The sequence below is a fragment of the Paenibacillus ilasis genome (assembly GCF_043195395.1).
GTDB lineage: Bacteria > Bacillota > Bacilli > Paenibacillales > Paenibacillaceae > Paenibacillus_AQ > Paenibacillus_AQ lautus.
Map to the genome: position 1 here is coordinate 373,922 of NZ_JBHDJG010000003.1, position 12,449 is coordinate 386,370.

At 53.0% G+C, this 12,449-nt stretch carries 12 protein-coding genes; 1 reads left to right on the forward strand and 11 read right to left on the reverse strand.

What is annotated here, in order from left to right; genetic code table 11:
* Window positions 1-141: 141 nt before the first annotated feature.
* The 6 genes from ACETK5_RS25875 to ACETK5_RS25900 all read right to left on the reverse strand — a co-directional run bounded on the left by ACETK5_RS25875 (window position 142) and on the right by ACETK5_RS25900 (window position 8,421).
* A complete protein-coding gene (locus ACETK5_RS25875; RefSeq protein ID WP_100540555.1) occupies window positions 142-954 on the reverse strand; it encodes a carbohydrate ABC transporter permease in 813 nt (270 codons plus the stop codon).
* A complete protein-coding gene (locus ACETK5_RS25880; protein WP_100540554.1) occupies window positions 951-1,964 on the reverse strand; it encodes a carbohydrate ABC transporter permease in 1,014 nt (337 codons plus the stop codon). Before ACETK5_RS25880 ends, ACETK5_RS25875 begins: the two co-directional genes overlap by 4 nt.
* A 23-nt stretch (window positions 1,965-1,987) precedes the next feature.
* The gene (locus tag ACETK5_RS25885; protein WP_394058684.1) at window positions 1,988-3,265 is read right to left on the reverse strand and encodes an ABC transporter substrate-binding protein; all 1,278 of its coding nucleotides are present in this window, start codon (window positions 3,263-3,265) and stop codon (window positions 1,988-1,990) included.
* 141 nt (window positions 3,266-3,406) lie between these two features.
* The gene (locus ACETK5_RS25890; protein ID WP_394058686.1) at window positions 3,407-4,579 is read right to left on the reverse strand and encodes a response regulator transcription factor; all 1,173 of its coding nucleotides are present in this window, start codon (window positions 4,577-4,579) and stop codon (window positions 3,407-3,409) included.
* Window positions 4,557-6,302: a cache domain-containing sensor histidine kinase gene (locus ACETK5_RS25895; RefSeq protein WP_394058688.1), complete on the reverse strand. Its 1,746-nt coding sequence runs from the start codon at window positions 6,300-6,302 to the stop codon at window positions 4,557-4,559. The genes ACETK5_RS25890 and ACETK5_RS25895 overlap by 23 nt, the downstream gene beginning before the upstream one ends.
* Window positions 6,303-6,714: 412 nt before the next feature.
* Entirely contained in the window at window positions 6,715-8,421 is a 1,707-nt protein-coding gene (locus ACETK5_RS25900; RefSeq protein ID WP_394058689.1) for an amylo-alpha-1,6-glucosidase, read from the reverse strand.
* Between the two features lie 200 nt (window positions 8,422-8,621).
* Between ACETK5_RS25900 and ACETK5_RS25905 the strand changes: the two genes are divergently transcribed.
* Window positions 8,622-8,759 carry a hypothetical protein gene (locus ACETK5_RS25905; protein WP_165789766.1) on the forward strand — a complete coding sequence of 46 codons (138 nt, stop codon included), beginning with the start codon at window positions 8,622-8,624 and terminating at the stop codon, window positions 8,757-8,759.
* A 5-nt stretch (window positions 8,760-8,764) separates the two neighbouring features.
* On the opposite strand, the gene ACETK5_RS25910 is transcribed toward ACETK5_RS25905, so the two are convergent.
* The 5 genes from ACETK5_RS25910 to ACETK5_RS25930 all read right to left on the reverse strand — a co-directional run bounded on the left by ACETK5_RS25910 (window position 8,765) and on the right by ACETK5_RS25930 (window position 12,110).
* A complete protein-coding gene (locus ACETK5_RS25910; RefSeq protein WP_394058691.1) occupies window positions 8,765-9,457 on the reverse strand; it encodes a YqeB family protein in 693 nt (230 codons plus the stop codon).
* Window positions 9,450-10,049: a TetR/AcrR family transcriptional regulator gene (locus tag ACETK5_RS25915; RefSeq protein ID WP_394058693.1), complete on the reverse strand. Its 600-nt coding sequence runs from the start codon at window positions 10,047-10,049 to the stop codon at window positions 9,450-9,452. The genes ACETK5_RS25910 and ACETK5_RS25915 overlap by 8 nt, the downstream gene beginning before the upstream one ends.
* 170 nt (window positions 10,050-10,219) lie before the next feature.
* Window positions 10,220-10,417, reverse strand: coding sequence for a hypothetical protein (locus ACETK5_RS25920; protein ID WP_100540546.1), 198 nt, complete (start codon window positions 10,415-10,417; stop codon window positions 10,220-10,222).
* Between the two features lie 20 nt (window positions 10,418-10,437).
* Window positions 10,438-11,646 carry a hypothetical protein gene (locus ACETK5_RS25925; protein ID WP_326117271.1) on the reverse strand — a complete coding sequence of 403 codons (1,209 nt, stop codon included), beginning with the start codon at window positions 11,644-11,646 and terminating at the stop codon, window positions 10,438-10,440.
* Window positions 11,643-12,110 carry an RNA polymerase sigma factor gene (locus ACETK5_RS25930; RefSeq protein WP_326117272.1) on the reverse strand — a complete coding sequence of 156 codons (468 nt, stop codon included), beginning with the start codon at window positions 12,108-12,110 and terminating at the stop codon, window positions 11,643-11,645. Before ACETK5_RS25930 ends, ACETK5_RS25925 begins: the two co-directional genes overlap by 4 nt.
* Window positions 12,111-12,449: the final 339 nt, after the last annotated feature.

The window sequence follows — 12,449 nt, forward strand, 5'->3', positions numbered from 1 at the left end:
CTCCATCCTTTCCAAGCAGTCTAAGCTTCTAGAGGTCGTTCAAAAAGTCATCGTTCCATGACTTTTCGAACACACACTTCTATGTTCTGATGCTGCATTATGCTGCATATCCATCGTGGATGCCTCTTATCACCGGCACGGTTACCCCTTGATCCCCGTCGTGGCAATCCCGCCAACGATATAACGCTGCGCAAAGAAAAAGACGGCAAGCGGCGGAATCGAGATCAAGCAGGTGATGGCCATAATGGATTGCATATCGACGCCGTGCATGCCCTTAAATTGGGATAATCCCAGCGTCAGCGTATATTTCGTCTGATCGTTCAGGAAGATGAGCGGACCCAGATAATCGTTCCAGCAGCTCATCATATGGAACACGGCCACCAGAATGAGCGAAGGTCCCATCAGCGGCACGATGATCCGCAGCAGAACCATCATTTTGCCCGCCCCGTCAATGGTTGCCGCTTCATCCAGCTCCTTCGGCAAGGTCATGATGAACTGGCGCAGCAGGAAGATGAAATAGGCGGAACCGAACCAGGACGGTACGATGAGCGGTTTGAGTGTATTGATCCAGCCCAAGTAGTTGAATTCCATATACTGCGGAATCATGGTCACTTCCCACGGAATCATCATGGTGGCAAGCACGATCAGAAACAGCGCATCCCTTCCCTTGAACTGAAATCGGGCGAACCCGTATGCCACCAGCGTGCACGATATGAGCTGTCCGAGCGTTGAGAGCAGCGTCACGATCAGCGTATTTTTCAAAAACAGATTAAACGGCTGAATGCTCCAGGCTTCCGCGAAATTGCTGAATCTCCACACGGAAGGAAGCCATTTCGGAGGAAACAGATACAGCTCCTGCTGCGACTTCAGTGCAGTCGTGATTGCCCAGAAGAGCGGAGCAATGAACAGCAGGGAGCACAGAATGAGCAGTGCGTACGTGATCACCTTTTTCATGCGGAACGCCCCTCTCTGCCGGCAGGTACGCCTGCTTTGTTACGCTTCGGCTTCGCTTTCTCCTTCTTCGTCTTCATCTCACCCTCATAGAACACCCAGGCCTCCGAAGACTTGAACACGAGGAATGTCAGCGTCAGCACGATCAGGAACATGAACCAGGCATTGGCTGCAGAATAACCCATCTTGAAATACTTGAATGCATTCTCATACATGTACATCGCATAGAAAAACGTCGACTTCAGCGGACCACCGCCGGTAAGCAGAAGTGCCAGCGTCAGCTGCTGGAAGGCGGCGATGATGGATGTAATCAGGTTAAACAGCAGGGTTGGCGTGATCATCGGGATGGTCACATTGAAAAACTGCCTGATCTTGCCCGCCCCGTCCATCGAGGCCGACTCGTACAGGTCCTTCGGAATTCCCTTGAGACCCGCCAGAAAAATAAGCATCATGGAGCCCTGTCCCCACAGGCTTGCAATGACCATGGCGACCAGGGACCACTTCGTATCGTTCAGCCAATCCGGGCCTTCGATGCCGACAAGCGATAAAAAGAAATTCAGGATCCCATAATCCCCGCTGTACACCCACGACCAGATCATGGCGAGGGCTACGCCGGAAATGACCGACGGCAGGTAAAACGCAGTCCGGAAGAACGCGCTCCCTTTTACCTTCTGATTCAGCAGCATGGCGAGTCCCAAAGCCACGATGATGTTCAGCGGCACAAACAAAGCCGCGAATTTCAGCGTAACCAGCAGCGATTTCCAGAACAACGGATCATTCGAGAACATCTCCACATAGTTGTCGATGCCGACAAAGGTCACTTGGCCTACGATCGGCCAATCAAAAAACGAAATGACGAGGGAAAACAGCAGCGGGCCAAGCGTGAATACCAGGAATCCGAATATCCATGGAAAAATGAAGAGGTAGGGCACGGCCCCACCCCAACGTTTTGGTCCAAGTCGCTTCGGGGCCGCTGTCTGCTGTTGTGAGTAAGGCACTTGAGTGTGGGCCATTTTCGCGAACCTTCTTTCTTCGATTATTTCAAATAGCGTTCGCTATCCTTCACCGCCTGGTTCAGAACCTCCTGGGCATCGCTGCCGAACATGACGGATTCCACGGCTGCCGAGAGCTGGCGGTTTACTTCGTTCCATTTCGGATTCAGCAGGAAGGCCGGCGTATTGTCCGAACGCTCCAGCATCGTGTAATACGGCTTGTAGAGCGGATCCTGGTCCTTCTTCAGCTCGTTGACCACGCTGACCCGGACCGGAAGGTCGGCCACACGCATTTTGATCGCTTCATCCGATACGTAAAACTTGATGAACTCCCACGCCAAGTCCTTGTTCTTGGAGTCCTTCGCAATCGACAGCGCGGATTCGGCCAATACGCCTTTCACAGGCTTGCCCTCGAAGGCCGGCATCTCCACCGTGCCCACATCGATTCCGGCTTCCCTGAAGGATTCCAACGGCCAGATGCCGCTCTCCCACATGGCAATTTTGCCGGCTTTGAAAATATCCTCCCCACTCTGCTGCCCTTTGCCTCCAGTCAGGACGGCCGAGCCGTTCTTGAGCATATCGCCCAGCATCTGAATGGCTTCCGCCGTTTCCTTGCTGTTCATGTAACCTTCAATCGTTGTGCCGTCCTCCGAGATGAAGGAACCGCCGTTGCTCCATACGAACCCTTGAAGGTCATACGTATCGTTCTCGGCCCGAACGCCGAAGCCGTACTGCTTCTTGGATTTATCCGTCAGCCTCTGGGCGATTTCCTGGAACTCGCTCCAGGTCCATCCATCGCTCGGGTAGGCAATGCCCGCATCGTCGAACATCTTCTTGTTGTAGTACACCACCCGCGTCGTAAAGCCCGCCGGGATTCCGTACAGCTGATTCTCGATCTTGCCGTAGTTGAACAATCCTTGGTAAAAATCATCGATGTTCAGATCCTCGTCCTTAGACGCGTAGGAATCCAGCGGCTCCAAGGACTGGTGATACGTCGGAAAATCCCACATGTACATCACGTCCGGCGGATTGGCTGCGCCAAAACCTGCGGCCAGCTTCTGATCGAATCCGTCGGCATAAGCCTCCACCTGCACCTTGGTTCCGGGATGCGATTCCTCGAACTTCTTGGCGATCTCCTGCTCGATTTTCAGCGCATCTCCCGTATCCCAGGTAGCGAAGCGAAGCGTCGTCGCCGCGCCCGATGAATTGCCGTCCGGCTCCTTCGATGCCCCAGTCCCGCCGCTGCCGCCGCATGCGGCCAGCAAGGATCCCATTAACGTCAAAACCCAAACCAATGCGATCCATGACATTTTCTTTTTCATATTGTCAGCTCCCCTAAAGTATTGAGTTGATATGAATTGAACCGCTTTCATCATAACTCGGATGAAAGCGGTTCAAAACGTGCGCTGATTCGCAGATGATCGTATTTTTGTTCGAAATTGCGCCCCCGGGTGTTCATTTGTTTACAATGATTCCCCTTTTTGTTCGGCACGGTATTGGCTTGGCGTCTGACCCGTGCAGCGCTTGAACCATTTGCTGAAATATTTGCTGTCTCCGAGCCCCGTCTTCTCGGCGATCTCCTGCATCGTTAAGGAGGTTTCGCGCAGCAGGCCATAAGCGAGGCGAAGCTTGCGTTTATATTGGAACGCGATGAAGCTGTCGCCAACCGTTTTCTTGAACAGGATCGAAAAGTGGCTGCGGCTCAGCCCCACCTTCTGAGCCAGCTCCGCTGCCGACCACTCGTCCGCGGGATGCTCGTGCAGCAGATGAACCGCGTGCAGGATCGGCTCCGGCCAATGCTCCCCGCTCAGACCGTACACCCGCTCCAGCTCGGCTTCCTTGTGCAAGGATTGAAAGGCTCTCTGCACATCCTCCGAGTCTTGAAGACCTCCCCGCCAATTCCAGGTTAGCTTCCCGCAGCGGCTCTTGATCTCCACCAACAGGCCGTTCGCCGCTTCCTTATATTCCTCCGGTACGGCCCAATAGCAGCTGTCCGCGCCGTACGGCACCAGCTTGCTAAAGCGCAATCCCGGCTCCTCGGAGCCCTGCTCCTGCAGCAGGTCCTCCCAATTGCCGCTGCAGCCCGCCGTCTTGATCAGATACAAAGAGATGGGCTTGCCCTCCCCGCCCGCTCGGGCGCAGAGCTTACGGAGCTCTCCAGGGAAACGGTCGCTATGACCGTTAAGCCAAGCAAACAGATGGGCGGATACCTGTTCTCCCAACTCGTACCCGTAGGCCGGCATGTCGGCCAGCTCACGCTGGAATTTTCCCAGCATCGCTTCGAGCTCTTCGTCCTCGAAGGCGGTTTTCAGCAGATAACCCGAAGCGCCGAGCCGCATCCCCTCCTGGGCATATTCGAAGTCCCGGTGGCAGCTGAGCAGAATGATCCGGGTTTCCGGCGCGATTTCCTTCACCTTCCGCGACAGCTCGATCCCATCCATCTCCGGCATGACGATATCCGTAATGACGACCTGCGGTCGAAACTCCAGAAAAGCCTCCCAGGCCGCCTGACCGTTGGGGCTGTCCGCCACAACCTCCATCCCGAACCGATCCCACGGCACCGTGGAGCGGAGTCCCTTGCGAACAATGCTCTCATCGTCGGCAATCATCACTTTAATGTTCCCTGCTTTCATCATCGAAAGATTCCTCCTTTTTCGGCCAACGTATGGTGATCGTTGTTCCTTCTCCCTTAACCGAATGCACCTTCAGTCCATAGAGCGGGCCAAAATGCAGCTTGAATTTCTGGTCGGCGTTACGCACGCCAAGCCCGCCGCGACCCTTCCGCTTCATCTCCGGCGAGAATAACTGCGTCAGTTTCTCCTCCTTGATGCCGGCTCCGTTATCGCGAAGCGTGAGCACCAGCTCGTCATGATCCTCCTCGACCTTGACATGTATTTCTCCCTGACCATCGGTAAAGGCATGGAAAAAAATATTTTCAAACAGCGGCTGAAGTGTCATCCGTGGAATCAAATAAGGCATGAGCGCCTCATCGCAGTCCTGCTCATAACGGAACACCTTGCCGTACCTGATCTCCTGGATTTTCAGAAAGTGACCGATCATGCGCAGCTCCCTGTTCAGCGTAACGAGCTCCTGCGAGATATTCAAATTCCCTTCCAGCACCATCGTCAGATGGTACAGCATCTGGCGAATATCCTCCGCACCTTGTAGCCGGGCCTTCCACTGGATGGAATTGAGTGTATTGAACAGCAGATGGGGATTGATCTGATAATGGAATGCGCGCAGTTCAGCCTCTTTTTTCAGCCGCTCGCTCTGCTCCACTTCGCCAATCAGGGTCTGTACCCCCGTTACCATCCGGTTAAAACTCATATCGAGGCTGCCCAGTTCATCCCTGCCCTCGATCGGCGTACGGGTATCCAGCTTGCCAAAGCTCACCTTCTGCATCGAGTCCTTCAAGGTCCGGATTCGTGAGGTGAACCGGGAGGAGAACAGATAGGCGATGCCAAAAGCGAGCAGGCAGGAGACGATGGCAACAACCATCGTATTCGCCCGAATAACGCCCGAGGATTGATAGAACGCCTTGGCGGGAATTCTGGCTTCCATGGTCCATTGGTTGACATCGATCGCCCGGGTCCAGGTCACATCGTTGTCATGGGGCGTATACGGAGCGTCCGTCTCATATACGACCGTGCCGTCCGGCGAAGTAATAAGCAGATGGGCGTGCGTATCCGCCTCGAACTTGGCATAACTGCGCAGCAGTTCCTCGGCGTTCTCCTCAATCAGGATGACACTGCCGTCCTGAGCCTTGTCCGGGTGGTGGATCGGTACGGCCAGCCCGATGACCGGCACGTTATCGTTATCGCTGCTCTTGATGGAATGATCCTGTTTATAAAAGCCGAGCCAATAAGTCCCGGCATATGTCTTCGGTCTCGTGTTCCACATCGGGATATTGCCGAGTTTATTCACATCCAAATTGTTCTCCCCATAGTAATAGCCGGAGGTCGTAATAATGTAGATCCCGGCCGTCATCTGAGTCCGCAGGGACTTCAACAACGATTCGAAATCGTTCTTCTCCATAATGTCGCCGTAGGTGGACGGCGTCCCGCTTCCAATTCCCGAATGGCTCGGGTCCAGTAAATAGGAATAAATCGTTTCCGCCGTCTGCTTCATCCGCCCCAATACCGAAGAGGTCTGCTGCTCCAGCTGTGCTACGGCATTATCGCCGTATTTGCCGAACTGGGAGTTAATCACTTTAGCGGATTGAACATAAGAAAGTCCGCCAAGCGAGAACAGCGGAATCAGGGTGACGATTAAAAAACAAGTAAGCAGCTTGGTTCGTATACTGTGATAGGTGCCGGTGAACAGCCGGCCCACACGATCTTTGATCCCCTGAAGATTCATGGTTACTCTCCCCGTTGTCGTATCGTATCGTGAAACTTACGTCCACTCGTTCGCCATGCGGCAGGACCGCTATTCCGTCCGTGATACCGCTTTCATTATAAACCCGAACAAAGGGCTTGTAATTAGGCGGCAACTGGAAAATGAGAGGAAACGGAAAAAGCACCTCCCCCGCAAGGCAAAAGCCCGGGAAGAAGTATTTGTCCGTCATCGTTATAGAGGTTGTTCAAAAAGTCCGCTTTTGATAAGAAAACCAATCGAGGCCAAGCAAGGATGAGCGACCGCGATTCAAAAGTAGGTTTTCTTGCGATATAGAATTTCATCAGCTCTGCTGATAACGAATAAATTCTATATCTAACACGAAGCGAAAAGGAAGCAGCTTCGGTGCTGAAAATCGACCTTTTTGAACACGCACTTACAGGGTGTATTCATGTCCAAGAATCAAAAATACGCTGGAGGTCCAGGTGAACGCCCGATCGCGAAGCCCCGCTCCGGTCAGGGCATCAAAATTCTCGGCCATGCCGCTGAGACTGACCATCCGGCAGTACCGCTCCGCAATCTCCGTGGCCAGCTCATTATCGCCGGCTGCGGCCACCCCTTCGACCAGCAGCATCGTGGAAGGGGCCCAGATCGGCCCGCGCCAATATCCGTCCGGCTTGTAATATGGGCTGCTTACGCTCTCGGTAGCCCAGCCGTTGCTCGTCAGGAATCGGTTTTCATCCCGAAGCCCTTCCAGTAGAGCCGTACGGATAAACTCGGGTAGGCGCCTTCCCAGCAGGATCGGAACGAACAACAGCAAGCTGTCTCCCTCGGACACCTCATGCGTTCCCGAACGACAGGCCGTGAACCGGCCATCCTTCCAGAAGTGCCGAATCAAACGCTCCAGCGTATCGTCCGCTCTCTGTCTCCACTGACTGGTCTCCTCGGTCAGGCCCAGCAAACCCGCGATTTCGGCCAGCGTCTCCATCTGAATAATCAGATAGGCGGCAAGGTCGGGGCTCTCGACGGGAATGCCGTTATTGAACGCCGTGCTGTTGTCCCAGCCTGAATCGTTGCCGTGGTTATACTGGGGAATGCCGTCGCCGTCTTGGTCCCGATGCGTGAACCACCACTCCGTCCATTTGGACAATGGGCCATAGACCTCGCGCAGCTGGGTCTCCTTGATGAAATCGGTCCGACGCATCATCCAGGCCAGCGTCCAGCCGTGAATCGGCGGTTTGTTGCAATTCCAAAGCTCGTATTTATCGTTCACGAAGTCCGGAATCAGGCCGCTCTCATCCTGCCGGTCAAAAAAGATCATGAATTGATCCCAGGCCAGCCTGGGATTATGCCGCACGAGGGCCATTGCGTTAAAGCAGTTGTCCCAGCTCCAGATGTTGGTCATCCAGTTCTTGGACATATACATGGCTGGGCGGGTCAGGCAGCCTTCGGCCGGAACCACGCAGGACCAGGTAATATAGGCGGCGAGTTCCCTTGCTTCCTGCCACCGTTCAGAGACGGTGAGGGTGTTGTTCAGCCAATGCCCGTAATCTTCACGGACGCTTTCAACCGCATCGTCGAAGGACTCCCATTCGTCGCGCGGCTTCAAGACCGTAATGAATTCTTCAACCGCAAATTCCGCACAATTGGTTGCAGGATCCACGGAAAAGTCGGCGGTTACCCGCGAGCTCTTGATCTCGTTCCATTCGACCTCCATGCCCATCTGGCCTGCAAGCCGGGTCAGCATGAAGCGGCAGCCATGCGTGAAGCTGTTCACTTCCCAGCTGTCCGGATGGGTCTCATAGGCGTAGTCGTACGCTGCCGGAAAAAAGGTAAGCCGGATGCCGCAGCCTTCCGAGCGGAATCGCACGGTCCGGGAGTCCGATAAACAAATGTCCGCATGGCCCTCCGAATCGGCGGCCGTTAGCCTGATTTTGTCGGGTGATGCAATAGGTTCGAACGGAACCGGCTCGCTCTGCCGGTTTAGCAGCTCTATCAGAAACGCCTCGCCAAACTTGTCATCCCCTCCGCGGACGGTGCGCAGGTAAAGTCCTTGTCTGCGGTCCTTTGCCGCGGGCAGAAGGGAAATGGCCAAGAAGGACTCTCTTCGGCTGAAAGGTACGATATTCAGATCAAAATTCATAAGACAACTCCTTCGCTGAGGTATCGCTTTCATTGTAAAACTTCTCATGGAAAGAGAGGACTGCCGGATGTCTTGCCATAAGAGGGATATTGTTTGCCGCAGGCTCGCTTGAGCGAGGGAGGTGTCATTTTGTTGGATAAGAGGGGGTATAAATGTCATGGCAGCCAATAGCGATGTGAAGATCCAATAAAAAACCGCCGATGATCCCTTTATCGGCGGTGGGCGTGATGAGTGTGCAGCGTATGAGCAGGACAACTACGATTGCTTCTATACCGTTATTAATCGTGGGCATGTATCTGGTGAGCCATGATGTCGCTATGATCCGCTTTGCTGCCTAAGATCGCTATGGCCTCTGCCCGTGCTGCCTCCAATACTGTTTTTTTCCGTCATCCCGCACCGTAATTCCCAGCTTCGATAATTCCTGTCGGAGATCGGCTGCATCTTTTTTATCCTCGTTCTCCATCGCCTTCTCCCGTGCCAGGAACAGCGCGTTCATGCTGGGCGTCAATCCCGGCGAATCGGCAACCCATCTGACGTAATGATCAGCGAACGGATCGCGGTCTCTCCAGGAGTATCCGTGCCGTTTAAAGGCTTCGGCCACGACATCCCGTTTGGCTTCGGGTTTCTCCCGATAGAGCTCCTGTCCCTCGTTGCCCAGCAGCACCAGCTGCTTGCCGTCCAGAAAAACGGCCGACACCTCTTCTCTCGCAAACGTATGGTCGACTTCATGAATGCGGAGCGTGATCTCCTTGTCGGACAGGCGCACGGCAAGACTTTCTTTGATGGCGACATGGGAGAGTATCATACCGGCGAGCAGACCTAGAACTGCGGTCACGATGACAACCCACGGTCCTTGTATGGATGCGATTAACTCCAAGGGCCCTTGAAAAGGCACCCAAGCCAGGCCCGTTGCCCAATCCGCAATAGCAGGTATAAACCAGCCGATCACCGCGCCTAATAATGGCGGTACCGCCCAAACTAGGATCCGGTCAGACGCGGACAATCCAATGTCACTGTATTCCATCCCATTATTCAATGGTATCCGCTCCTTTCCTGAGAACGCTGTTCACAGCTTCTTTCCAGACGGTTTGATAGTCCAGCGGAATCTCCATCATGATATAACTCGTAATATTATCAATGACCAGAGCCAGAACATAGGCCTTGGCATCTGCATGCTGCCGATCGATAATTCCGAAGCCTGCTCCTAACCGCATCAGCTCCCGAAAGCCGTCCAGGAACGATTGCTGCATGGCAGCTACCCGCTGGCCGTAGTTGGCATTCCGGTTTGCGGTCAGCATGAACTCGCTCAATAGGCGCATCACCGGCACAAATGCCTCTTCTTCCTCCGGAAACATGCGCAGCCCGCCCTCGTACAGCTGCTTTGCAAAGTTATGCTCATTCATCCCGGTCAGGGAGAAATAATGATCGAAACGATAATCGCTGAACATATAATCAAAGACGCGCTCCACCAGTTCATCCTTGGATGCAAAATGGTAGTAGATCGACGGTTTCGTAATGCCAACTTCGCCGGCAATCATCGCAAGGCTGGTCTTGTCGATGCCATGGGATGCAAACAATCCGATGGCGGCCTCGACGATTTGCTGCGAGGTTAAATCTTTCTTTTTCACGATGTCATCCACTCCTTTTTTTACCTACCGATAGGTAGAATTTTAAGCTGGATGATGACAGGTGTCAATATTTTTTAACTATCGGTAGGCAAAAAAAACTAAAAATCGCCGACGCTTATCGCATCGACGATTCGTATAATTTCGTTTGGTGCCTTAACCGGCTCAACCGATTAGAGCATTCTTCTTCCCATCATGATGATGGTATTAAGCAGCGACTTCCACTTTCCTTCGACTGTACGTGCAGTCGTTGCGGTGTTGACCGCTGCATTGCGTTTCGATCGCAATTTCGTTGCCATCCGGCATCGTTCCAATTCCTGACGGAGATCGCGAACATGCTGTTTGGCAATATCTTCATTATTGATATTCATGGTTTCATTCCTCATTTCTTTTATAGCGACAACATTCCGACATTACCAATACCTGCAAGCTCTTCTTCCGTCCCCTTCACTATAATACTTCCATTGTTTGCCCGAAGGTAAGGGTATAAAATGCCTTTAATTCTTTTTTCCCCTACAACAACTTCGCCGAAAAGATCCAGGGAGGACACGGAAGCCTTAATATCTTCCTCAGTCACGTCATCGTCCAAGGTCAGCGTCCCGTCAACAATGAAGCTTGCCGGCTGTTCCAAAGCCAGCAGCTGATCCCTCGACCAGGTCTCCTCGCCGTTGATGAACACAAACAGCCGCTCATAACTTACGATCTCCGTATTTAGGTTGGGGCAGCGCTCCCAGACCAGATCCTCGATCTCCTCGCTGCAAATGATAAAGGAAGTCGACTGTATCTCCGACACGGCCTGGCTGAAGGCGTCACGGGTCACGTCCGCCTCGATAATGAGCGGCTTATTTGTGTAGAGCTTATGTCCTTTAAATCGCCGAACGGTTCTTCCGTTTAACCTTAACGGTTTGGTTACATATTCGAATCCTGCCGGGATCACCTCGACCAGGCCATTTATCGTTTTCAGTTTATCGTAGAAATAAGGGGATTGATGTTCATGGATAATCACCTTGCCGTTAACTTGGAGGCTGTCAATCCGGGCCGTGAACTGCTCCATATCCAGCTCCTTATCCAGATGAACCATGCCGTTCAAGACCAGGTTCATGGGCTCGTTGCTGGAGGCCAGGTACGCGTTGTTCAACTGTACCTTCCCGGACTCGAACCTGGGTTCGTATTCGTAAGCGTGAATCTCCGCGCTGGCTCCTCCCACTTTGAGGAGTGCTGAGGTAACGGCAGCGGCCAGATGCCGGGGAGCATAGACCTCGCCGTTGACCACCAGATGCAGTGCGCTGTTTTGGAAGGCTTCAAGGGATACTTCTTTATCGATAATGACCGTGCCGTTAACGAATACGCGGTCCGGCTGCTCCAGGAGCTGAAAATATTCCTCGCCCAGCCGCAGCGTGCCGCTGTAATAGCGGTGTCCCTCGGGGATTTCAAGCGTCTTGCCGATATTGCCTGCGTTTTTCAACAGCGTGAGGAGGTGTGCCGTCTCTGCCCGGTATATCACAAGGCCCACGTTTCCGATCCGCTCGATGCTTGTTACGGTTTCCTCCGTGGCCTGCGTAAGATCCAACATCCCTACATTTTCAATGATTCTGCTCATTTCATATCTTCCTCCCATAGTTTTCTCAACTTTTTAATGGCGGTTTGCAATTTGTAACGAACCGTGGCTGCCGGCATGCCCAGCTGTTCACCGATTTCCTGGCTGGACATCCCGAGCCAAAAACGCTTAAACACGATATCGCTCTGCGATTGCGGCAAACGGGCGAGCCATTCTGTCATTTCAATATTGCGGCTTGAAACGGGGAGCTCGGCGACATCCAGATCATCCTCCCACGATACGAGCCGCTTCTCCCGGCGGCTAATATCGATCATGCGATTTTTGACGACTCTGAAGAACCAGGCCTTTTGCTTGTGAAGGGCCAGAGCTGCCAGGTTCGGCTCATTGATGGCCTTCATAAAGGCATCCTGGACCAGATCATCCGCTTCATAAGCATGCTTGGCAATGGATCTGGCATAACGCTGGACATCGTCCTTCAGATTTTCATAGAGATCACATACTTGCATTAGCCAACCTCTCACTTTTCGTTTTGTCTTTTCTGTTAATATAACGTTTGGGCAAATGAAACTGATGGATATTCTCGAAATTTTTTTCGAGCCCATAAAAAAAAACACGCCAACCGTCTACGCAGTCAGCGTGTTTACCTATAATTAATCCCACATGGAGAACAGTACCAGCAGAGTGGCTGTGATGCCGAGCAAGATCGAGTGCCTGGAAAACCAAACCGAACGTATCTCTTCCTTCATACTTACATCCTCCTTATTGTTTTTATTTAACCTGATGATTCATCTTCCCTGATCTTTCAATCCCACCAGCTAAGCACACATACCAGCATAACCGCTACC

What these genes read in the sequence shown, in the direction of transcription:
- ACETK5_RS25930 (WP_326117272.1), bottom strand. Translation starts at nt 12,110, where the DNA reads ATGCAAGTATGTGATCTCTATGAAAATCTGAAGGACGATGTCCAGCGT.
- ACETK5_RS25920 (WP_100540546.1), bottom strand. Translation starts at nt 10,417, where the DNA reads ATGAATATCAATAATGAAGATATTGCCAAACAGCATGTTCGCGATCTC.
- ACETK5_RS25900 (WP_394058689.1), bottom strand. Translation starts at nt 8,421, where the DNA reads ATGAATTTTGATCTGAATATCGTACCTTTCAGCCGAAGAGAGTCCTTC.
- ACETK5_RS25895 (WP_394058688.1), bottom strand. Translation starts at nt 6,302, where the DNA reads ATGAATCTTCAGGGGATCAAAGATCGTGTGGGCCGGCTGTTCACCGGC.
- ACETK5_RS25885 (WP_394058684.1), bottom strand. Translation starts at nt 3,265, where the DNA reads ATGAAAAAGAAAATGTCATGGATCGCATTGGTTTGGGTTTTGACGTTA.
- ACETK5_RS25925 (WP_326117271.1), bottom strand. Translation starts at nt 11,646, where the DNA reads ATGAGCAGAATCATTGAAAATGTAGGGATGTTGGATCTTACGCAGGCC.
- ACETK5_RS25905 (WP_165789766.1), top strand. Translation starts at nt 8,622, where the DNA reads ATGATCCCTTTATCGGCGGTGGGCGTGATGAGTGTGCAGCGTATGAGC.
- ACETK5_RS25875 (WP_100540555.1), bottom strand. Translation starts at nt 954, where the DNA reads ATGAAAAAGGTGATCACGTACGCACTGCTCATTCTGTGCTCCCTGCTG.
- ACETK5_RS25890 (WP_394058686.1), bottom strand. Translation starts at nt 4,579, where the DNA reads ATGATGAAAGCAGGGAACATTAAAGTGATGATTGCCGACGATGAGAGC.
- ACETK5_RS25880 (WP_100540554.1), bottom strand. Translation starts at nt 1,964, where the DNA reads ATGGCCCACACTCAAGTGCCTTACTCACAACAGCAGACAGCGGCCCCG.